The following is a 21,338-nucleotide window of genomic DNA, read 5'->3' on the forward strand; positions in this document are numbered from 1 at the left end:
TTCAGCACGTCAGCTAAAACTTGTTTCCCATCAGGAGATTCAACCCAACACCTCAACAAATAGAGTAAATTACCTGCAACTCTCCGTTCTCGTTCACGGAGACGATGACACTCCCGTGGCAGTCGTCCGTCTCGATGACGACGGAACCGGATTGTCCGCCCATCGTCGCGGCCACATCGAACGACTTGACCCATCCGGATTCGCCTGCTTCGTGTTGTAGACTTCCCTCTCAGTGCCGGGTGGAAGCGTCACGGCCTCGTTGAAGACGGCCGCACCGGTCGCCTGGCGCGTCACCGTCACCTGCATCGTGCTTTCCGTTCGAAATAATAGACTATCCTCGTTAACTGTTCACACGCCTGCCCAACCGCTTTGTCCCCCCGCTCCGCGTCCCACTCCATGTCGGATCCCTTCGGCCGCGCCATCCGGGAGTTCCATCGCGGCGAGCAGGACGAGCCACTCCGCCAGCGTGACGGCGACGACGTCATCGAACACCCCATCGAGGCCTTCTACTTCGGCGACTACGAGGGCCACCCGTTCTTCGACGACCACCTCCGCGGCCCGATGCTCGACGTGGGCTGTGGCGTCGGCCAGCACGCGCTGTCCTACCAGGAGTGCTTCGAGGCAGTCGGCATCGAGGTGTCGGAGCACCTCGTGGAGACGGCCCGCGAGCGCGGCGTGACGGACGCGCGACTCGGCGATATGTTCTCGCTGTCCGCGCAGTTCGAGCGGGACCGGTTCGCTTCGATCCTCTGTTTCGGGACGCAGCTGGGACTCGGTGGTTCCCTCGGTGGCGTCGCGGAGATCCTGCGGGAGTTCGCGTACGTCACGGACGATGAGGGAACGGCCGCCGTCCACCTCTACGACCCGGAGCAGGGCGACCCCACGGGACTGCAGGGCTACCGACCTCGCCCCGAGCCGGGGCTGGCCCACCGGGTGTTCCACTTCGAGTACGAAGACGAGGTTGGGGAGACCCTGGTGTTTCTGATGCTCTCGCCGGACCGCCTGCGTGAGGCCGCGATCGGGACTGGCTGGGAAGTCGAAGAGATCGAGCGCATGGAGGAGGGCTCCGCCTACTACGCGGCACTCGAAAAGCAGTAAACGGGGCGTGTCGCTCCGGGACCTCCCCCTCGGCGGTCAGTCCGCCTGTGCGGGCGTGTCGGCGTGACAGTTCGCGGGTTCGCCGACCACGTGACAACAGCAGACGAATCCACCGCCCGGCAGCTTGGTGAGCGAGGCGTGTTCCTCGAAGACGGTTCCGTCGGGCCGGAGGGCCGTGGAGTGGCCCTCCCACGCCCCGGTCTTCTCGACGGACTCGAACACCTCCTCCCGGAGGCGGGACACCTCCTCCGGCGTGTTGTAGGTCTCCCAGTGCTGGCCGACCATCTCCGAGGTGTCGAGGCCGAACGGGGCCGCGAACGCCTCGTTGACGAGCCGGTAGTAGCCCTCGGCGTCGAGGACGGCGATGCCCTCGCGTGCGGCCTCCATCGCTCGTGCGCGAAGCCGGCTCTCCTCCTCCGCGCGGGCCTGCCCGACCGCGTTCCGAATCCGGTGGAGGAGCACGGTGTACTGGGCCGTCCCGGTCTCCTTCTGGAGGTAGTCGGTGACGCCCGCCGCGATGGCGTCGGCCGCGATCTCCTCGGACCCCCGTCCCGTAAAGAGGATGAACGGGAGGTGGGGCCATCGTTCACGGACCCGCCGAAGGAGGTCGAGCCCATCCCGCTCCGGCATCTCGTAATCCGAGATCACACAGTCGTATCCAGGGTCACCGTGGGTGAGGTCGTCGAGCGCCGTCGCCACGTCCGCCGCGGTCGTCGCGTCGATGTCCGGCGCCCGTGAGAGAACGTCGGCGACGAGCCGTCGAAGCCCTGCATCGTCGTCAACGACGAGCACACTGATCCCCTGGTTCATGTCCCCTACACCCGGTACAGGGACATAATCACTCCGGCCGTCGCACATCGTTTAGACCGTTCGAAACGGTTCATGTGGACCCGTGGAGCCGTTTCCGCGCCGCCTCGAAGTGCTCGGCGCGGATGACCACGTCGTCGGCCCGCGCGTTCGCCTCGTCGGGGGAGACCCCGTCCGCAACCTCGTGGATCGCGCGTAGAGAGGCCTCACGGACGAGCGAGGCGAGTTCCGCGCCAGAGCGCCCGTCGGTCTCCGCGGCGAGCGCGTCGAGGTCCACGTCCTCTCCGAGTGGTTTCCCCGCCGTGTGCACACGCAGAATCGCGGCACGGGCGGCCTCGTCGGGGGTCGGCACCTCGATGTGGCGCTCCAGCCGCCCCGGACGCAACAGGGCAGGATCGAGCGCGTCCCGGCGGTTCGTCGCCGCGAGCACGACGATACCGGGGTTGTCCGCGGCGTTGTCCATCTCGGTGAGGAGCTGGGAGACGACCCGCTCCGTCACCTCGTGGCTCTCCCCCCGCCGGGAGGCGATGGCGTCGATCTCGTCGAAGAAGACGACGACCGGGGCGGCCTGTCGCGCCCGCTCGAACAGCTCCCGGACGCCCTTCTCCGACTCGCCGACGTACCGGTCGAGCAGCTCCGGGCCCGCGACCCGGATGAAGTTCACGCCCGTCTCACCCGCGAGCGCTCGGGCGAGCAGCGTCTTCCCAGTGCCCGGTGGGCCGTAGAGCAGGACACCGGAGGGCGGGTCCGTCCGTGTCGCCTCGAACAGCGGGCGGTAGCGCAGGGGCCACTCGACGGCCTCCGAGAGCTGGGCTTTCGCGTCCTCCAGCCCGCCCACGTCGTCGTAGTCCACCGTGGGCGACTCGGCGACGTACTCGCGCATCGCACTCGGCTCCACGGCGGCGAGTGCGGCCTCGAAATCCGCGCGGGTGATGGTGAGCGGGTCCCGCGTGGACCGCTCGCGCAGGGCCACCATCGCGGCCTCCGTCGCCAGCGTCGCCAGGTCGGCCCCGACGAAGCCGTGGGTCCGGGCGGCGAGCCGATCCAAGTCCACGTCACTCGCGAGCGGCATGGCGCGTGTGTGGACATCGAGGATCTCGCGGCGGCCCTCCTCTCCCGGCGGCCCGATCTCGATCTCCCGGTCGAAGCGACCCCCGCGGCGCAGTGCGGGGTCGACCGCGTCCACCCGGTTGGTCGCCCCGATGACGACGACCTGCCCGCGCTCGTTCAGGCCGTCGAGCAGCGTGAGCAGCTGGGCGACGACGCGGTTCTCCATGTCGGCGTCCTCGTCGCGTTCCCCCGCGATGGAGTCGACCTCGTCGATGAACACCACCGCGGGGGCGTTCGCCGTCGCGTCCTCGAACACCGCGCGGAGCCGTTCCTCGGACTCGCCCTTGTACTTCGAGACGATCTCCGGGCCCGAGATGGTGTAGAAGGCGGCGTTCACCTCGTTCGCCACCGCCTTCGCGATGAGGGTCTTCCCGGTCCCCGGCGGGCCATAGAGCAGAACCCCCTTCGGCGGGTCGATGCCGAGTTCGGCGAACAGCTCCGGCTCGGAGAGCGGGAGTTCGATCATCTCCCGGACGAGGTCGAGCTCCTCGTCGAGCCCGCCGATATCCTCGTAGGTCGTCTCGCCGGGGCGGTCCCGTTCCGGCTCGGATTTCGGCTGGATACCGGTGTCCGTGCTCGTCTGCGAGGGGGAGTCCTCCGTCGTGGAGGTGGCTCCCTCGACGGAGAGCCGTGTCTCGCTCGTCACGCGCACCGTCCCGTCGGGCGTGGTCGACTCCACGTGGGCGCGCTCGCCGCCCGGAAGCCGGACGGTCTCGCCCGCGCGCAGCGGCCGGTCGAGGAGGACCCGTCGGAGGAGCCCCTCCAGGTCGTCGCCCGCGAGGTCGGGAACACGGACGTGGATCGAGCGGGCGTTCTCCACGCTCACGGGCCGGACGACGACGCTATCGCCGACGGTGACGCCGGCGTTCGCGCGGGTGTCGGCGTCCACCTGGACGAACCGGCCGGCGCCGCTCGCGGGCCAGACCTTCGCGACCGTGGGTCGTTCCCCCTCGATGACGACGGTGTCACCGGAGAGCACCCCCAGCGCGGAGCGGACGGATTCAGGGAGGCGGGCGACCCCGCGGCCCGCGTCGCGCTTCTCGGCGCTGCGGACCTCGAGGGTCACGTCATCACTCATATCTCCGAAGAGAGCGGCCCGGACCGTGATTGTTGCGCCGAAGTTTCAAGAGTGAGGCCGCGACCAGCGACCGTATCACCTGAGCGGTGCCACGGCGGACCTGGCGGGAGCGCGGCCCACCCGTCGTGGACGAACGGTCGGGCCGCCTGCTCGCCTACAGCGACTCGACAGCCTGCTCGATCTCCTCGCGCGGAACCGGGTTGATCCACTCGTCGGTTTCCCAGGCGTGTTGGACCGTCCCCTCGTCGTCCAGCACGTAGACCGCCCGCCGCGGCGTGTGGACCCCGGCCATCCCGTCGCGCTCGACGAGGAGGTCGTACGCCTCGGCGACCTCCCCGTCCACGTCGGCAAACAGCGAGAAGGGCGAGTCGATCTCCCGGAGGAAGGCGTTCATCGCGTACGGCCCGTCGCGACCGACGCCGTAGACGGGCACGTCGAACTCGTGCCAGCCGGCACGCTCGTAGCGGTGCCACCAGTTCTCCGCGATGGCGGAGAAGGCGAACCCGAAGAAGACGAGCACGCCACCGCGGTCGCCGAGCGCCCGCTCCAGCGTCCGCTCGCGGAACGTCTCACCGTCACACAACAGCGCCTCGAACCCCGGGGCCTGCTCTCCTGCAGTTGGCATACGCTCACCTGCATCACGGACCATGAAAAACCGCACGGGTACCCTACGCTGGCTTCTGCATCAGCCCGCGCAGGTCGTCGTCGCTCACCGACATCCCGTGTTTGTCCGCGGCGTGGGTCCGTGCGAGCTTCATGACTTCCTTCTCGTCGTCCGATTCGATACAGAAGGCACAGTCCATCCCGCTGTCGCGACACGCGATCTTGTAGCTCATGGTTGGTACCACCGTGAGGTATGCGCGCTGCGGTCAAAGCTCCCAGTCGACGAACCCCACCGGTTCGGGAAGCTCCGGCCCGAATCGGGTCGCCGCTGGAGTGAAGTGTGCCCCACTCCCAGAGGGGAGTATGAGTCTCACGCTCTACCGACTCGAGGGCTGTCCCTACTGTGAACTCGTCGTCGACCGACTGGACGAACTCGGTCTCGACTACGACTCCGTCTGGGTGGAGGGACTCCACTCCAAGCGCAACGAGGTGAAGCGGGTCTCCGGACAGCGGCAGGTCCCGGTCATCGTCGACGACGCGACGGGCGTGACGATGAGCCAGAGCGGCCGCATCATGGAGTACATCAACGGCACCTACGCGGAGGAGGACGTCACCGTCGACGTGAACCCCTGACCCCTACAGCGAGTGCGGGTCCTGCCCGGGGTCCTCGACGTTCGGCGCGCCCACAGCGAGTAACACGCCTTCGTCGTCACCGATGTAGCGGTGGCCGTGGCCCGTCTCCGGCCCGGCGATCCAGAACGTCCCCGGCCCGGCCTCGATGATCTCGGTGTCACCGGAGGGGCCGAGCTTCAGCGAGAACTCCCCCTGCAGGACGTAGTAGAGCTCCTCCTGTTCGAGATGTGCGTGGTACTGGATCTCCTCACCGGGCTCGAAGTACCAGAGCTTACAGCGGAGCTCCTCGGCACCGAGTGCGGAGTCGACCGCCCGGATGTTCAGATCCGGCGGGACCTCCTCGATCTCCGAGAGGTCCGTGACCGGCACGTCGTTCTCGTGGATGACCTTGTAGTGCATGCCATCCGAGGACACACCCCACGGGGTGAAAAGCCTTCACTCGCCGGCGATTAACCGACCAGTCGGTCGCGGAGCGCCGGCAGCACGTCCGTCACGTCCGCCCGGAGGTCGAAGGCGGCCTCGCTCGAGGCGTCCGTTTCGTCCAGGTTGACGATGGCGAGCGTCGCCCCGCGACGCGATGCTTCCCGTGGGAGTGACGCCGCGGGCTCCACCGTGAGCGAGGAGCCGATGGCGAGGAAGACGTCCGCCTCGCGCGCGAGCCGTCGCGCCTGGAACAGCGCGTCCTGCGGAAGCGACTCCCCGAACAGCGTCACGTCGGGCTTCAGGACACCGCCGCAGTCCCGACAGGTCGGTGGTGACTCGCCGGCGCGGACGGTCTCGAACGCCGGCGCCGCGTCGAATGTCTCTCGGCAGTCCGTACAGACGGTCCGGTCGCCGTTCCCGTGGATCTCGATTGGGTCGCTGCCCGCCTGCTGGTGGAGCCCGTCGACGTTCTGCGTGATGAGTCCCTGCACCTGGCCGGCGCGTTCGAGGTCGGCGAGCGCCTCGTGGGCCGGGTTCGGGGCGACGCCGTCGAACGCCTCCGCCACCAGCTCCGCGCGGTCGCACCAGAACCCCCCCGGGTCGGCACGGAACCGCGAGACGTGGAACTGTTTGGGGTCGTAGCGCGTCCAGATCCCATCCTCACTTCGAAAGTCCGGAATCCCCGATGCCGTCGAGACGCCCGCGCCGGTGAACGCGACGGTGGTCTCGGCCTCGCGGATGGCGGCCGCGAGCGCGTCGATATCGGTCATGGTCGCGCTACAGCCGCGCGCGATAAAACCTCACCCGTGGCGGTCGACCGCACGCCGGAGCTCCGCGCGGATGGCGACGCGCTTCACGAGCAGGAACCCCACGAGGATGCAGAGGAAGCCGGCGACGGTGTTGGGGGCGACCGGCTCGTCGAGGAGGAACCAGCCGGTCGCCGCGGCGAACAGCGGAATCGTATATTCGAGGAAGGAGACCTCGATGGGCCCGACGCGTTCGAGGAGGAAGAAGTAGAGCCCGAAGCCGAACGCGCCGGCGACGACGGCGAGGTAGCCGAGCGCGGCGAGCCCCCGGAGGGGGAGCGCGCCCGGCACGGACGGCTCGTCGGGGAGGGGCAACGCGGCGACGTGGAGGAGGAGTGCCCCGACGAGCATCGTCCACGCCTGCCGCGAGACGAGCCCCAGGTCGGGCGACTGCTCGGAGATGTAGATGGCGCCGACGACGAAGACGAGCGCGGACGCGAGGACGAGCGCGACGCCGAGGAGTCCCTCCGTCGCGAGCCGCGCGGGGTCCGGGTCGGCGATGACGACGACGCCCCCGAACCCGACGAGGACGCCGACCAGACCGATGGGGGAGAGCCGCTTCCCGCCGGGGGTGAGTCGCGTCAGCGCGGGCGTGACGACGGGGATCACCCCCAGGAGCACGGCGGCGACCGCGGAGGTGACGAACTGCTGGCCGGCGAAGAGGAAGGCGTGGTGGGCGCCGACGGTGAGCGAACCCCCCGAGAGGATGACGGCGAAATCCTCGCGTGTGCGGGGGCGCAGGGCCGCCCCCGTCCCGACCGCGTACGCGAACAGCGCGAGCGAGGCGATGTCGAACCGGACGGCGGCGAGCGTCACCGGGGGGAGGTAGTCGAGCGCGGCCTTCGTCGCGGGGAAGGCCGTCCCCCAGACGGCAGAGAGGGTGAGAAAGAGGAGAAGGGTCCGATAGCGGGTCATACCCTCGCTTGCCGAGGGCGGGAAAACGGCTTTCGATTCGGCGTTAGAACTGCGGGAGGTGTTCGATTTCGGACGTGTCGACCTCCTCGAACGCCTTGCGGCCGATGACGCGCCGGTGGACCTCGTCGGCCCCGTCGATGATGCGGAACGCGCGGACGGCCTCGTAGAAGTCCGAGATGGGGAGGTCCTTGCTGATGCCCGCGCCACCGCAAGCCTGGATCGAGAAGTCGATGATCTCCTGACAGGCGTTCGCCGCGTACACCTTCGACATCGAGACGGGGACCCGCGCCTGCTTCCCCTCCGTGATCTCGCGCGCCGCGTGGCGGACCATCGACTTCGTCGCGTGGAGTTTGATCTCGAGGTCCGCGACGCGGTGGCGCATGACGCTCTTGTCGCCCACCTTCGAGCCGAACGCCTCGCGCTCGCTCATGTAGGCCTTGGCGATGTCGAGCGCGCGGGTCGCCATCCCCGAGAAGCGCATACAGTGGGTGAGCCGGGCCGGGCCGAGCCGGGCCTGCGCGATGGAGAAGCCCTCGTGTTCGGGGCCGAGGGTGTTCTCGACGGGGACGCGCACGTTGTCGTACGTGATCTCGGCGTGGCTCTCGTGGATGAGGTCCTGTCCCAAATGCGGGATGTCGCGTTCGATGGTGACGCCGTCGGCGTCGGACGGGACGATGATGATCGAGGCCCCCTCGTAGGGGTGCGCGTCGGGGTCGGTGACGGCCATCACGAGCAGCACGTCGGCTTCGGTACCCTGCGTCGTCCACCACTTGTGTCCATTAATCACCCACTCGTCGCCGTCCTTCTCCGCGGTCGTCTTCAGCATCTTGGGGTCAGAGCCACCGCCGGGCTGGGGTTCGGTCATCGAGAAGCCGGAGTGGATCTCGCCCGCGACGAGCGGCGCGAGCCACTCCTCCTTCTGGGCCTCCGTGCCGAACATCTCGAAGGTGTGCATGTTCCCCTCGTCGGGAGCGTCGACGCGCATCGCGGGCGCACCGAGCAGCGAGCGCCCGGCCTGCTCGAACAGCGGGAGGACGTCGCGGAACGCCTCGCCACCGCCGCCGTACTCCTCGCCGATCTGCGGGCAGTAGACGCCGTACTCCTTGGCCTGCTCGCGGAGGTCCGCGATGACGGATTCGGGGACCGGACCCTGGCCCTGGTACTCTCGCTCTTTGGGGATGACGACTTCGTCCATGAACGCCCGTGCGTTCGCTTCCAGCTCGCTCGCGCGGGCCGAGTCATGATACTCCATGCCAACCCCATTGGAACACACCAATGTAAAACAATCGCCCCGCGAACTGTCGGGGGGCTGTGAGGTACCCGTAGGTATAGGGGGTTCCGGCTAGATTGGTTCCTTACAATGTTAGGTGAGCGCGTATGACGGCGGAGGACGACTACTTCGCGCGCATCGTCGACGAGGAGGCGCTCGCGGGCTATCTCCGGGAGGAGCTCGGCCCCGTCGACGTGTACGAGGTGGAACACCATCAGGAGGGCCACTCCAACGAGACGCTGTTCGTCACGTGGGGGGACAAGGAGCTCGTCATCCGCCGACCACCGCCGGGTGAGGTGGCGGAGACGGCCCACGACGTGCTGCGGGAGTACCGCGTCATCGACTCGCTGCAGGGGACGGAGGTGCCCCTCCCCCGAACCGTGCTCGCCTGTGAGGATCACGCCGTCCTCGGCTCCGACTTCTACGTGATGGAGCGCATGGACGGGGACGTGCTGCGGAACGACGAACCCGAGCGGTTCGCCACCCCCGAACACCGCGAGCAGGTGGGCTACCAGCTCGTCGAGACGCTCGCGGCCATCCACCAGGTGGACTACGAGGGCGTCGGGCTCGAAGTGGGGGACTTCGGCTACCCCCCGGGATTCACCCAGCGACAGGTCCGCCGCTGGTCCGAGCAGCTGATGTGGGGCTTCGAGGTCACCGTCGACGAGCGCGAGGTACCCGAACTCTACGAGGTGATGGAGTGGCTCTACGACAACGTCCCCGAGGAGACCCCGGCGACGCTCGTCCACGGCGACTACAAGCTCGACAACGTGATGTACGCGCCGGGGACGCCTCCCGAGATCAACGCCGTCTTCGACTGGGAGATGTCCACGCTCGGTGACCCCTTCACCGACCTCGGCTGGATGCTCTCCTACTGGTGGGACCCGAAGGACCCCGACCCGCCGCAGTCGACGGACACGCTGATGAAGGACTTCATGACCCGGGAGGGCTACCCCTCACGGCTGGATCTCGTGGAACGCTACGAGGAGCTCACGGGCTTCGAGTTCGAGCACGACCGGTTCTACCGCGCGCTCGCCGTCTACAAGCTCGCGGGGCTCGGCGAGATGTTCTTCCGGCGCTATCTGGAGGGGAACTCCGACGACCCGATGTACCCGAAGATGCGCGAGGGCGTCCCGGCACTCGCCGAGCGTGCGCTCCGCATCATCGAGGGCGACGAACCGCTGTGAGCCCGACGAACGTAGCTTTTTCAGCTTCGCCCCCGATCACCGGGTAATGGATCTCCCGGACGCCGTCTCGCAGATCGGCCTCCTCCTCGCCGTCGTCGTCTCCGTCGCCGTCCTCCTCCGACTCGCCCGCCCCCAGGGGAGGTGGGGGCTCCGCCTCCGGAGACGGCTCGTTGCCGGCGTCCCGCTCGGCACCGCCCTCACCGTCGCCGTCGTCGTCGGCTTCTATCTCGTCGTGCAGGGCGGGCTCTGGCACTGGTTCACCCCGATGACCATCCCGTTCCGTGCGTGGTCGTACTTCTACCCCTTGGGGATGCTCTCCGCTGGTATCGCCCACGCCGGACCGAACCACCTGCTCGGCAACGTCTTCGGCACGCTCACCTTCGGCATCCTCGCGGAGTACGCGTGGAGCCACTTCCCCGAGGAGAAGGGGAGCGAGACGTTCACCTCGCTCGCGACGAACCCGTACGCCCGGGCCGTCGCGTTCGCCGCCGGGTCGCTTCTCGCTGCCGTCTTCGGCTCGCTGTTCGGGCTCGGCCCCGTCATCGGTTTCTCGGGGGTCGTCTTCGCCTACGCCGGGTTCGCGCTCGTGCGGTACCCCCTCGCCACCATCGTGCTGCTCGCGGGGGACGGCCTCGTCGGCCAGCTCTACCGGGCGTTCAACAACCCGACCGTCACCGGGTCGGCGAGCCCGAGCTTCTCGACGCCGTGGTGGGCCGGCATCGCCATCCAGGGCCACGCAGTCGGCTTCCTGCTCGGGGTCGCGTTCGGGGTCGCCGTGGTCCGCCGCCGGAATCTGAAACCCAGCGCGGGGCTGCTCTGGTTCGGCGCGCTCGCCTTCGCCGTCTCGAAGGGGCTGTGGGCCGCCTACCTCTTTCTGGGCAACGGGAAGTTCCTCCTGCTCCGGGGGGTGGGCACGGCGCTCGTCTTCGTCCTCGCGGGGCTCGTCGCCGCGGCCGTCGTCGCGAGCGACCGGGATCTCGTCCCGCGCATCGACCTCACGCGCAAGGAGGCGGCGGTCGGCCTCCTCGTCTGCAGTCTCCTCGCGCTCTCGCTCGTCGCCGTCCCGTACAACCTGCTCACCGTGGGGGAGACGGACCCACAGGGCGCGACCGTCGAGGCTCGTGACTACACCGTCTTCTACGCGGAGGAGACGGCGAACCAGCTCGTCGCCGCCTACGACCTCCCGTTCTACAACGCCTCCGGGGTCACGGAGAGCGGCGTCATCGTCACCTCCGAGGCGAGGGGTATCTGGTGGTCACCCGTCTCGAAGTCGGAACTCGCCTTCCGGGGCGAGACCCGGGTCCGTGTCGGGGGAGTGGGCTGGCGCGAGACGGTCGTCGTGAACCGCACCGGCTGGACCACCGTCGGCGGGCCGACGGCCTACCGGGTCACCCTCCGACAGCCCGGTGAGGACCCGACGCTCGCCTACCGGTCGCCGCCGGCGACGGCCGAGCCCGTCATCCAGGGACGGAACGTCAGCGTCGTCCCCGCCGACACGGGCTTCCAGCTCCGGGTCACCGCGGGGAACGTCACGCGCGGGATCGCCCCGATGCCGGGGATAAACGAGTCGGCGACGATCGACGGGCTCCGGCTCGTCCGCGAGAAGGGGACGCTCTACGCCGTGGAGGACGGGACGAAAGTCAGGGTCGCGAAGAAGGAGACGTACAACTAGGCCCACTCGATGCGGAACACTTCCGTCTCGAGCTCGCGCCGCTCGTCGGTGTGGTGGTCGTACTGCCGGGGGAGGTCGAACGTCGCGGCGAAGGCGTGGGTCACCTCGCCACCGTTGTCGGCGGCGAACGCCTCGATGAACGCCTGCGAGCCCGCGTTGTGGACGGAGTAGGAGACGCTCGCGAGCGCCTTCGCCGTCTCCAGAAAGCGCCGGTCCGCGTGTTCGTTCCCCGCCTGCGCGCCGAACGGGGGGTTCATCACGACGGTCGCGTCCTCGACGCAGAACGGGGCCCGGGCCGCGTCGCCGCGAGCCCACGCGATGTCCGTGCGCGTGGCGACGCGGCGCTCGTTCTGTCTGGCCGTTCCGAGCGCCTCGGCGTCGATGTCCAGTCCGACGACGCGCTCGGGGCCCCGCAGCGCCGCCCCGAGCGCCAGCATCCCCGTCCCGCAGCCGAGGTCGAGTACCGTCCGGTCCTCGATATCCCCCTGCAGGTCGGCGGTGTGGATGATGTGGGCCGCCAGGTCCGGAGGCGTGTGGTACTGTTCGAGGTCGAGTCGCGGGTCGTCGAACCCCGCGACGACGGCCAGCTCCTGTTCTAACCGCTGGCGGGTCATTCCCGTCTGACGGCGAGTGTGACGCCCTCTCGGCGGGCGCGTTCACGGGCCGCCTCCAGTGCGGGCTCGACTTTCCCCTCGTCGGCGACGGCCTCGACGGTGAGCTCCAGCCGGCTCGCACCGAGCAGGGCGGCCGCACGGACGTGCTCTCGCACGCGCTTGACCTCCGACTGGGTGGCGAACGAGCAGTCCTCCTCGAAGCTCGCGGAGAGCTCCAGGCTCGCGGGGAGCTTCCCCTCGCAGGCGAGTTCGTACTTCAGGTCCCGGATGTACTCCGGGGCGGTCGATTCGAGGGCGTGGGCCGGGATGGCGACGGGTTCGGCGTCCGCGGGACGACAGGAAGCGACCGTCGATTCGAGGTCGGGCGTGGCACTCATCTTGCAACTCAATTCTCCATGGACATACTAATAGCTTTGTGTATGCACAGTAGTTATTCCTCGGATAGAGTGAAGTGGCCGGTGTGTGAGGAGGGACCATGCGCGAACTCGACCCACAGGCAGAAGCGCTCCTCCAGTTCCTCGCGGACCTCGGTGCACCGCCCTCCTACACGCTCTCGCCGGCGAGCAAACGCGACCGGCTGGAGACCTTCTTCGGCGGGAAGGAGGTGGAGGAGGTCCCCCGAACCGACGAGTTCACGATTCCGGGCCCGGCCGGTGAGCTCCCGGTGCGGCTCTACGGCCCACAGGGGGAAGCGCCCATCACGGTGTTCTACCACGGCGGCGGCTGGACCGCGGGGAGCCTCGACACCCACGACAACGTCTGCCGGGTCATCGCCAACCGCGCGGAGTGTATCGTCCTCTCCGTGGACTACCGGCTCGCCCCGGAACACCCGTTCCCCGCGGCGGTCAACGACGCCTACGCCGCACTGGAGTGGGCCGACGAGCACGGGGCGCACGTGAAGGGGAACGGCCAGCTCGCCGTCGCGGGCGACAGCGCGGGCGGGAACCTCGCCGCGGCCATCTCGCTCATGGCCCGCGACCGCGACGGCCCCGACATCGACCACCAGGGGCTCATCTACCCCGCCGTCGCCTCCCCGCGCGTCCACGAGTTCGAGAGCTACGAGGAGAACGCCGAGGGGTACCTCCTCGAACGCGCCTCCTGTGAGGACTACTACGCCTGTTACGTGCAGGACGAGGTCCACGCCCGGAACGCCTATCTCGCCCCGCTGTTGGCCCGCGACCTCTCGGGGCTCCCCGACGCCAGCGTCATCACCGCGGAGTTCGACCCCCTGCGCGACGAGGGGCGGGCGTACGCCGACCGGCTCGCGGACGCCGGCGTCGACGTCACCTTCGAGAAGTTCGACGGGATGATCCACGGCTTCGTCTCGATGACGGACGAACTCGACCGCGCCGAGGACGGCCTCGCCGTCATCGCCGACGGGCTCCGCGAGAGCTTCGGTCACCTGTAGTGCTAGCAAACCCCACGAAGCGCTCATACCGACCGGTCCGATAGCTACGCTGTGAACGCCGCGAACCCCGGCTTCGACGCCCCCGCGCTCGAGGCCCACCTCGCCGGCCAGCCCGTCCCCGACCAGCCCCTTCCTGCCGGGATGCCCACCCGCGGCGAGGAGCGCGTCCTCGGCCGACTCCCCGCCCCCGTCTCCACGGAGCCGACGCGGCTCGCGGTGCTCTCGGACCCGCATCTCTCGACCCGGCACGAGGGTGGCTGGAAGTGTTTTCACCGCACCGAGGAGCGCCTCCGGACGGCCGTGGCGGACCTCGCGGAGACCCACCCGGACGGCGTCGTCTTCGCAGGCGACCTGACGAAGGACGGCCACCCGGACGACCACGCGGTCGCGGCGGAGCTGTTCGGCTCTCTTTCGTTCCCCGTCGTCGGCGTCCCCGGCAACCACGACACGAAGGAGGGTGTCGAGCTGCCGTGGCTCGACCGCGGGCCGACCGCCATCGACGACCTCACCGTGGCGGGGTTCGCGTCGGCAGGCTACAGCCCCGAGGAGGGCGGGCGACTCGCCTCCCCGCCGACGTTGACGCACCTCGACGGCGTGGACATCGCCGTCTCGCACCACAACCTCGACGGGCTCGGCGTCCCGCCGTGGCGGGGCTCCTATCCGATGTGGACCGCGACCGAGGTCGAACGAGAACTCGCCGACGCCGGCGTCCCGCTCCACGTCTCGGGACACCTCCACATCCCCGCGGTCGTTCCCGCGACCGTCCCCGGCGGGGTCTCGCAGATCGTCGCCCCCGCGCTCTCCTCGTTCCCCTGTGCGTACCTCCTCCTCGATATCGACGCCACGGGAACCACGATCACCCTCCGCGGGGTCGCGGACGAGGCCGCGCTCGCCGAAGCGTGGGACGCGGCGCACGCGTACAACGACCGGTCGCGGCTGGCCGTGCAGGTCGCAGCCCGCCAGCTCGCGGCCGCCCCCGTCGTCCCCGCGAGCGAGGCCGCCACGGCGGACGACTGAGCCTTTATCACCCCCGACCCGGATACTCGGGGTATGGACTGCCCGCGCTGTGCGTCGACACTCGACCGCTACGAGTTTCGCGACCGGGTCGCCTACGGCTGTGACCGCTGTGGCTACGTCGGCGTCCCCGTCGAACACCGGAGCGAACTCCGCCCGGTCGAGTCGTGGGCCGACGCCATCAGACGGTTCAACGAGAAGGGTCGCCGAGTGGACGGCGAGGAAGACGGGTCGGTACCGCTGGATGCGGTGAAGCGGGCCGCAGCGGAGATCACCGGCGAGGAGACGTCGGCCGAGACGAACTCGGACGATTCTGAGGATACGAAGGACACGGATGTTTCTGGGGTGCGCGACGACACGGAGGAAGCGAACGACACGGACCCGACGCCCGCCATCCGGTGGGTCCCGGAGCCGGCCATCCGACGCGTCGAGGAGTGAGCGAGAGCGGTGGCTCCGCGGGTGAAAAACGGAAGGACGTCGCAGTGGAGACCGGGATCTGACTACTCGCCCTCGCCGTCCGCCTCGATGTCGACCTCTGCCTCTACGTCCTCTGCCTCCTCGTCTTCCTCCTCCGTTCGGGAGGCGACGAGCGCGCCACGGGCGACGGAGTAGAGCGGTTCGCGGGCACGGCGCACGCTGGAGATGCTGAAGGGGATGTCCGCCTTCTCGAAGCGCTCCTCGAACAGCTCCTCGAAGCCGGCCGGCGAGGAGGTCCCACCGGTGACGACGACGGGCACGTCGAGGCCCTCCTCGACGTCCTCGTCGTTCACCTCGCGGGCGATGTTCTCGATGACGTAATCGAGGAGGTTGTCGTAGTAGATGGCGAGGGCGCCCTCGACACCGCCGGCGTCCGTCTTGAAGTCGAGCCGGAAGTCCTCCTCCTTGATGGAGGTGACCTTGTCGACGGAGCGACCGGTGGCGTTCGCGGCCTGCTCGTCGATCCAGTCGCCACCGCGGGCGACGGAGAACGTCATGACCGGGACGGCGTAGTAGGAGAGACAGACGTTCGTCATCCCCGCACCGAAGGAGATGCCGAGCCCCGTGAAGTTCTTGTCCGCGAGCTCGGAGTAGATGACGGCCATCCCCTCGTTGATCGGCTCGGGGTTGTATCCCATGTCGCCGAGGAACGACTCCAGCGTCTTCTGGTGATACAGCGTGTTCATATCGGAGTCGATGGGGTCCGCCGGCGTCGAGAAGTAGACGCGCTCGTTGGGTCGGGAGGGCTCGCCGATGACCTGCTCGATGATGAGCTTCATCATCGGGATGGCGCTCTTCTCGTCGGAGGAGAGCACCCCCTGTTTCATCGGGCGGCGGGTCTCGCGGTTGAAGATGTTCGCGAAGTTCAGCGCGTCGTCTCCGACCACATAGACCTTGTCACCCTTGCGGATGTGGAGGACGTCGGAGCGGGAGAGCATCCGCTCTGCCATATCGGAGTACTCGATCTCGACGAAGGAGTTTCGCTGCTGGACGAAGACGGTCTCGTTGCCTTCCTGTCGGGCCGATACCAGGTTCATGGTACCGACGTCAATGCCTCGTGCCATGCGGAATAGGGACACGCCGGGGGGCATAAAGGTACGCTTCAAATAGTTATTTATGAGAACGAACAGGTGAAAAAATAGCCGCGTGGCTACAGTCCGAGCATCGCCTTCAGCCGCGCGAAGAACCCGCCCTGCTTCTGTTGTTCCTGTTGTTCGCGCTGTTTCTGCCGGAGTTCCCGTAGCGCCGCCGCCTGGTCGTCCGTCGTCCCCGAACTGCGGGCCTCGCGCTTCTCCCCGCCTTTCAGCCCCTTCAGTGCGTTGAGCGCGTCGTCGACCCCCTCCCCTCTGTGCGTCTTCGCCTGCGTCTTCTTGAACGAAGAGCTGTCCACGTCGTCGAACTCGGGGTTGATCTGTAGCCGTTTCGTCTCGGTCTTCTTCACGCCACCCCACGACATATCGGAGCCCTTCATCGCCTCCTCGATGTCGCGTTCGACCTGCGCGGCCGTGGCCTCCTCGTCGAGGCCGTCGTCCGCACCGCTCCCCTCACCCGCAGCGGCGGGCCCGCCGGAGACCCGCTCGACGTGATACGAGACGAGCGCCGCGCCGGTGGAGGCGATGACGGTGACGAGCCCCACCGCGTAGATGACGACCCCCTGCAGCGAGAAGTCCGAGCCCTGCACGTTCCACTGGCTCGGATAGACGGAGACGAAGAAGGCGATGGCCGCGAGACAGACCACGAGCCCCACCGCGGCCGCGTACGACGCCCGGCGGTCGACGGGCAACAGGACCGTCACGCCGACGAGCAGGGTCGGCAGCCCGAGCGCGCCGACCGAGTAGGCGATTTCGCGGACCCAGAAGAGGTCGCCGGGGGTGAGCGTCTGTTCGACCGCGAACAGGACGAGCCCGAGGATGCCGAGCGCGAAGCCGCCGAAGAAGAGCCCGAAGCCCAGATACACGTCGAGTTCGCGTTCCGGCTCCCCGAGATACCGTCTGTACAGTTCGACGAACCGGTCGTCGGGGGTGTCAGTCATGCGCGAGGGTTACGCGGGAGGGGTCATGACTGTTGGGCCTCTCGGAACATCACAGCCTGTAGACACTCCGACTTGCGTAGCGACCCGCACGTCAGGAAGGCGTCCGACCGCCCCGTCTCACTCGGCTCGGGCGAAATGCCCTTCCCCTCGGCCGCGAATCACCGACCAGTGACCAGAACGCTGCTCGTCGCGGGGACCGCGAGCCACGTCGGCAAGAGCACCGTCGTCGCCGGCCTGTGCCGGCTGCTCGCCGACCGGGGCGTCTCCGTCGCGCCGTTCAAAGCGCAGAACATGAGCAACAACGCGCGCGCCGTCGTCTCCTCGGACGGCGAGTGGGGCGAGATCGGCGTCTCGCAGTACACGCAGGCCCGCGCCGCGGGCGTCGCGCCCACGACGGACATGAACCCCGTCCTGCTCAAACCCCGAGGAGACGGGGAGAGCCAGCTCGTCATCCAGGGTCAGGCGGTCGGGAACGTCGCGGCCGGGGAGTACTACGAGGAGGGGTGGCACCGCGCCCGCGAGGCGGCCGAGGCGTCCTACGATCGGCTCGCCGCGGACCACGATGTCGTCGTCGCCGAGGGCGCGGGCTCAATCGCCGAAATAAACCTCCACGACCGCGATCTGGCGAACGTGGAGACCGCGCGGTTCGCCGATGCCGAGATCCTTCTTTTGGGGGATATCGAGCGCGGCGGCGTCTTCGCCAGTCTCTACGGCACGCTGGAACTCATGCCCGCGGACCTCCGCGAGCGCGTCTGCGGGGTGATGATCACGAAGTTCCGCGGCGACCCCTCGCTCCTCGATTCGGGTATCGCGGACCTCGAAGCCCGGACGGGCGTTCCCGTCCTCGGTGTCCTCCCGTACGACGACCCCGGCCTGCCCGAGGAGGACAGCGTCTCCCTCCCGGCCGAGGGCGAGCGGGCGGTGGTCGGGGACGAGGACGGGGTCCAGGACGAGCGCGCCGTCACCGTCGGCGTCCCGCGGCTCCCTCACATCTCCAACTTCACCGATTTCGAGCCGCTGAGTCGCGAGCCGGGGGTCCGGGTGGCATACCTGCCGCTCGGTGCCGCGCTGGATGACCTCGATGCCATCGTCCTCCCCGGCACGAAGAACACCGTCGACGACCTGCTGGCGCTCCACGAGGCCGGCTTCACCGACCGCCTCCGCGCGTTCGAGGGGCCGGTCGTCGGGCTCTGTGGGGGGTACCAGATGCTCGGGGAACGCATCACCAACGCCGCGGTGGAGGGGACCGGCGACGAGGACGAGGTCGAGGGGATCGGTCTGCTCCCCGTCGAGACGCGGTTCGAACACGACAAGCGAGTGGTCGAGACCGCCGTCACGGTCTCAGCCGGGGGGTTTCTCACCGGCGAGGAGGGCGACGCGTCGGGATACGAAATTCACATGGGACGGACCGTCTCGGATGCAGACCTCGCCCAACCGTTCGGCCCCGAGAGCGCGGCGGTCGGCCCTGTTCTCGGAACGTATCTCCACGGCCTGTTCGAGAACGATGCTGTCAGGGAGGCGTTCGTGGATTCGGTGTTCAACGCGGCTGGGACGGCGCGACCGAGGGCAACTGGAGAGATGGACTCGCCGTACGACCGGGCCGCGATACTGGTCGCGGGACTCGACATCCCGTGGTAACGCCATCGAGTTGTTTCTCGACCGCGGCGTCGTCACCCGGAGACTGTTTCCCACGTTACGTAGTGGGCACGGACTGGAGGTAGTCGTAGAGCTCGTCCATCACCTTCCCTTCGGCCCGTTTGAGATGCTCCCACGCGGTCGTCGGGGCGATACCGACCTGCTCGGCGAGCGCCTCGATCGACGTATCGCGGCCGGACTCGTAGTAGCCTTCCCTGATAGCCAGTGTCAGTACCTCCCGTTGGCGAGCGGTGAGTTCCTCGACGAGCTCGAATATGTCGATCTGGGTTGGGGCGTGCATCTCCTTGAGTTCGACGGTTCGGACGAGCTCGGTCTCGTTTCCGGTTGCCTCCAGCGAGTCGCGGATCCCTCCGAGGTCGTCGTCTTCCTCAAGATAGAGCGTCCACCGTTCCCAACCAGCTGTTATGGTAGTGCCGTTTCGGTAGTGGATCTCCATATCGGATAACCGCTCAGAGATGCTGTCCCACTGGTAGGCGTCGTACGTCATCGCGACGTAGACGCGCGAACGGTCGAGGGGTGAGAGGGGTTCGAGTGCGACGATCGGATCCGTCTGTTCGAACGCGTCGAGGAACTCCGGAATGACTCTCGAAGGCCCGGAGACTTCGATAATTCGCTTGCGGTTCGCGGTCCGTCCCGTCATCGACGACCGGGATCGAAGTGTCACCTCCGGATAGTCGGCACTCACATCACTCTCGGGTTCACCGTGGTGCCTGATGAGCAGCGTTACTTCTCGCATGTATTACCGGCCGTTGCGGCCATACATGGTTGTTGGCTGATGGCCAAATATATTCGGGGGTCCCTATTTGGTACATATTCTCATACTTCGTTCTGTAATGAAGACCCCTGACGAGACGAGGGAGTTCACTGACGAAGCTCTGAGCGGACCGACAATCGACCGGCGGACGGCCGTAAAACTGCTCGGCACAGCAGGGATTACTGGCCTTGCGGGCTGTACTGGTGGTAGTGGTGGTGACGGAGACGCCGACGGCTCCGGTGGCGGCGACGGCAGTGGCGGTAGTGGGAGTCCCTCGGACGAGCCTGCGGGCGAGCCGTCCACCGGTGGGCGACTCCGTGCGGGCTGGTTCACCGGCAGTATCGATGTGCTTGACCCACCCTACATCAGCGTTGGCCAGTACTTCCAGGTCGCTGCCAACGTCTTCAACGGGCTGGTGACGCTTCAAAAGGACCTGACCATCCGTGGCGACTTGGCCAAGGACTGGACCGTCGAAAACGACGGCAAGACCATTCGCTTTGAGCTGCGTGAGGGAGTCACCTTCCACAACGGTGATGCGTTCACCGCAGAGGACGTCCGGTACACGATCGAACGAACCATCACTGAGGAGGCACCGGCCGCCTCGAAGCTCGGAACGCTGAAGCCACTTGACGAGGACGGTGTCGTCGTCGAGGACGACTACACGGTGACGCTCAACTTCGAACAGGCGATGGCTCCGGCTCTCATCTATCTGACCCGTGGTCCGGGGCGAGCCGCGACCATCGTCTCGAAGACAGCCATCGAGGAGATGGGCGCGGAAGCGTACAAGACGAAGCCCGTCGGTACGGGCCCGTTCAAAATCGTCGAGCACGATGTGGGCTCGAAGCTCGTCCTTGACGCCAACGAGGACTACTTCGAAACCGACGAGGACGGCACCCAGCTTCCCTACGTCGATGGCATCGATATCGAGACGATTCCGGAGGCCGCGACGCTCGTCAACGCGCTTCGGAGTGGTGATATCGACTTCGCGAACCTCATTCCCCTGCAGAACCTCGACCGCATCAAACAGACGGAGAGCGTCACAGCATCCATCGCCCCCGGGGTCAACTGGTACGGGCTCGCGATGAACCAACGGCGTGATATCTTCAGCTCACGGAAGGCGCGGCTGGGAATCGCGAAGGTCATCGACAACGACAAGTTCGTCGAGACAGCCTACTTCGGGAACGCACTACCCGCGAAGGGCCCGATCAACAAAGCGACCAACTGGGTGTATCGTGAGGACAAACCCGACGACCAGTCGTACGACCCCGAAGCCGGGAAACAGCTCATCGAGGAAGCAGGCATCGCCGGCGAGAGCTTCAGTATCCTCGTCACCCAGGGCGACACCCGCGCGGCAAAGGCGATGCGCCAGCAGCTCAACGCCGCCGGATTCGAGGTCGAACTGGAGCAGGTCACGTCATCGACGTACTGGGACCGGTACGCGAAGCTCGACTACGACACCACGATCAGCGGCAGCGTCGGTGACCCCGACCCCGACCAGTCGCTGTGGAACTTCTACCGACTCCCCGACGAGGACGGGGTCTGGAACTGGACGGATTACGAGGACCAGCAGGTCCACGAGCTGCTCGACGAACAGCGCCGGGCACTCGACCGCGAGGAACGGAAAGAGATCCTCCAACAGCTCGAAGACCGCCTCATCCAGCAGGTCCCGCACGCCTACCTCGTCCACCAGAACGACATCGCCGCCTACACCGACGCGGTGTCGAACTTCACGCATATCCCCTTCATGCGCGACCTCTCTCGGGTCGTCGTGAACCGATAGG

At 67.7% G+C, this 21,338-nt stretch carries 22 protein-coding genes; 9 read left to right on the top strand and 13 right to left on the bottom strand.

Features of this window, described 5'->3' with window-relative positions; all coding sequences use genetic code 11:
- Positions 1-396 precede the first annotated feature (396 nt).
- A complete protein-coding gene (locus tag ACQUQR_RS02750) occupies positions 397-1,098 on the top strand; it encodes a class I SAM-dependent methyltransferase (protein WP_435194549.1) in 702 nt (233 codons plus the stop codon).
- 36 nt (positions 1,099-1,134) lie between these two features.
- Here the strand turns inward: ACQUQR_RS02750 and ACQUQR_RS02755 are convergent, their stop codons facing one another.
- From ACQUQR_RS02755 to ACQUQR_RS02770, 4 genes are all read right to left on the bottom strand, one after another.
- Positions 1,135-1,908 carry a response regulator gene (locus tag ACQUQR_RS02755; RefSeq protein WP_435194550.1) on the bottom strand — a complete coding sequence of 258 codons (774 nt, stop codon included), beginning with the start codon at positions 1,906-1,908 and terminating at the stop codon, positions 1,135-1,137.
- 70 nt (positions 1,909-1,978) lie between these two features.
- Positions 1,979-4,093, bottom strand: a complete 2,115-nt coding sequence (locus ACQUQR_RS02760) for an AAA family ATPase (RefSeq protein ID WP_435194552.1) — start codon at positions 4,091-4,093, stop codon at positions 1,979-1,981.
- A 154-nt stretch (positions 4,094-4,247) separates the two neighbouring features.
- Positions 4,248-4,718 (bottom strand): peroxiredoxin family protein, encoded by a 471-nt coding sequence (locus tag ACQUQR_RS02765; protein ID WP_435194553.1) that lies wholly within the window; start codon positions 4,716-4,718, stop codon positions 4,248-4,250.
- Positions 4,719-4,761: 43 nt separating this feature from the next.
- On the bottom strand, positions 4,762-4,929 hold the full coding sequence (locus ACQUQR_RS02770; RefSeq protein WP_435194555.1) for a DUF1059 domain-containing protein: 168 nt from the start codon (positions 4,927-4,929) through the stop codon (positions 4,762-4,764).
- 130 nt (positions 4,930-5,059) lie between these two features.
- On the opposite strand from ACQUQR_RS02770, the gene ACQUQR_RS02775 reads away from it, so the two are divergent.
- A complete protein-coding gene (locus ACQUQR_RS02775) occupies positions 5,060-5,329 on the top strand; it encodes a glutaredoxin family protein (RefSeq protein WP_435194556.1) in 270 nt (89 codons plus the stop codon).
- Between the two features lie 3 nt (positions 5,330-5,332).
- Here the strand turns inward: ACQUQR_RS02775 and ACQUQR_RS02780 are convergent, their stop codons facing one another.
- The 4 genes from ACQUQR_RS02780 to ACQUQR_RS02795 are packed head-to-tail and all read right to left on the bottom strand — an operon-like array spanning position 5,333 to position 8,725.
- Complete coding sequence (locus ACQUQR_RS02780; protein ID WP_435194558.1) at positions 5,333-5,728, bottom strand: cupin domain-containing protein; 396 nt, start codon at positions 5,726-5,728, stop codon at positions 5,333-5,335.
- A 50-nt stretch (positions 5,729-5,778) separates the two neighbouring features.
- The gene (locus tag ACQUQR_RS02785; protein ID WP_435194560.1) at positions 5,779-6,522 is read right to left on the bottom strand and encodes an SIR2 family NAD-dependent protein deacylase; all 744 of its coding nucleotides are present in this window, start codon (positions 6,520-6,522) and stop codon (positions 5,779-5,781) included.
- 30 nt (positions 6,523-6,552) lie between these two features.
- A complete protein-coding gene (locus ACQUQR_RS02790) occupies positions 6,553-7,473 on the bottom strand; it encodes a DMT family transporter (protein ID WP_435194562.1) in 921 nt (306 codons plus the stop codon).
- A 43-nt stretch (positions 7,474-7,516) separates the two neighbouring features.
- The gene (locus ACQUQR_RS02795; protein WP_435194564.1) at positions 7,517-8,725 is read right to left on the bottom strand and encodes an acyl-CoA dehydrogenase family protein; all 1,209 of its coding nucleotides are present in this window, start codon (positions 8,723-8,725) and stop codon (positions 7,517-7,519) included.
- Between the two features lie 125 nt (positions 8,726-8,850).
- On the opposite strand from ACQUQR_RS02795, the gene ACQUQR_RS02800 reads away from it, so the two are divergent.
- Together ACQUQR_RS02800 and ACQUQR_RS02805 are read left to right on the top strand one after the other, a co-directional pair.
- Positions 8,851-9,930: a phosphotransferase family protein gene (locus ACQUQR_RS02800; protein ID WP_435194565.1), complete on the top strand. Its 1,080-nt coding sequence runs from the start codon at positions 8,851-8,853 to the stop codon at positions 9,928-9,930.
- Between the two features lie 46 nt (positions 9,931-9,976).
- Positions 9,977-11,602, top strand: a complete 1,626-nt coding sequence (locus ACQUQR_RS02805; RefSeq protein ID WP_435194567.1) for a rhomboid family intramembrane serine protease — start codon at positions 9,977-9,979, stop codon at positions 11,600-11,602.
- On the opposite strand, the gene ACQUQR_RS02810 is transcribed toward ACQUQR_RS02805, so the two are convergent.
- The gene (locus ACQUQR_RS02810) at positions 11,599-12,216 is read right to left on the bottom strand and encodes an METTL5 family protein (RefSeq protein ID WP_435194569.1); all 618 of its coding nucleotides are present in this window, start codon (positions 12,214-12,216) and stop codon (positions 11,599-11,601) included. The two genes, ACQUQR_RS02805 and ACQUQR_RS02810, sit on opposite strands and share 4 nt — an antisense overlap.
- A complete protein-coding gene (locus ACQUQR_RS02815; protein ID WP_435194571.1) occupies positions 12,213-12,593 on the bottom strand; it encodes a hypothetical protein in 381 nt (126 codons plus the stop codon). The genes ACQUQR_RS02810 and ACQUQR_RS02815 overlap by 4 nt, the downstream gene beginning before the upstream one ends.
- Positions 12,594-12,691: 98 nt before the next feature.
- Between ACQUQR_RS02815 and ACQUQR_RS02820 the strand changes: the two genes are divergently transcribed.
- From ACQUQR_RS02820 to ACQUQR_RS02830, 3 genes are read left to right on the top strand one after another with little or no spacing between them, the layout of a single operon-like run.
- Entirely contained in the window at positions 12,692-13,624 is a 933-nt protein-coding gene (locus ACQUQR_RS02820; protein ID WP_435194573.1) for an alpha/beta hydrolase, read from the top strand.
- Positions 13,625-13,675: 51 nt separating this feature from the next.
- Positions 13,676-14,641, top strand: a complete 966-nt coding sequence (locus ACQUQR_RS02825) for a metallophosphoesterase family protein (RefSeq protein WP_435194575.1) — start codon at positions 13,676-13,678, stop codon at positions 14,639-14,641.
- A 33-nt stretch (positions 14,642-14,674) separates the two neighbouring features.
- Positions 14,675-15,076, top strand: a complete 402-nt coding sequence (locus ACQUQR_RS02830; protein ID WP_435194577.1) for a hypothetical protein — start codon at positions 14,675-14,677, stop codon at positions 15,074-15,076.
- Positions 15,077-15,138: 62 nt separating this feature from the next.
- Here ACQUQR_RS02830 and ACQUQR_RS02835 read toward each other — a convergent pair whose 3' ends face one another.
- Together ACQUQR_RS02835 and ACQUQR_RS02840 are read right to left on the bottom strand one after the other, a co-directional pair.
- A complete protein-coding gene (locus tag ACQUQR_RS02835; RefSeq protein WP_435194579.1) occupies positions 15,139-16,179 on the bottom strand; it encodes a hypothetical protein in 1,041 nt (346 codons plus the stop codon).
- A gap of 86 nt (positions 16,180-16,265) precedes the next feature.
- Positions 16,266-17,147: a DUF7139 domain-containing protein gene (locus tag ACQUQR_RS02840; protein WP_435194580.1), complete on the bottom strand. Its 882-nt coding sequence runs from the start codon at positions 17,145-17,147 to the stop codon at positions 16,266-16,268.
- 168 nt (positions 17,148-17,315) lie between these two features.
- Between ACQUQR_RS02840 and ACQUQR_RS02845 the strand changes: the two genes are divergently transcribed.
- Complete coding sequence (locus ACQUQR_RS02845) at positions 17,316-18,785, top strand: cobyric acid synthase (protein WP_435194581.1); 1,470 nt, start codon at positions 17,316-17,318, stop codon at positions 18,783-18,785.
- A 55-nt stretch (positions 18,786-18,840) separates the two neighbouring features.
- Here ACQUQR_RS02845 and ACQUQR_RS02850 read toward each other — a convergent pair whose 3' ends face one another.
- Positions 18,841-19,443: a helix-turn-helix domain-containing protein gene (locus tag ACQUQR_RS02850; protein WP_435194583.1), complete on the bottom strand. Its 603-nt coding sequence runs from the start codon at positions 19,441-19,443 to the stop codon at positions 18,841-18,843.
- 193 nt (positions 19,444-19,636) lie between these two features.
- On the opposite strand from ACQUQR_RS02850, the gene ACQUQR_RS02855 reads away from it, so the two are divergent.
- Entirely contained in the window at positions 19,637-21,337 is a 1,701-nt protein-coding gene (locus tag ACQUQR_RS02855) for an ABC transporter substrate-binding protein (RefSeq protein WP_435194584.1), read from the top strand.
- Position 21,338: the final 1 nt, after the last annotated feature.

Origin of the sequence: Natronomonas sp. EA1, from assembly GCF_051195035.1 — an archaeon.
GTDB lineage: Archaea > Halobacteriota > Halobacteria > Halobacteriales > Haloarculaceae > JBNTJV01.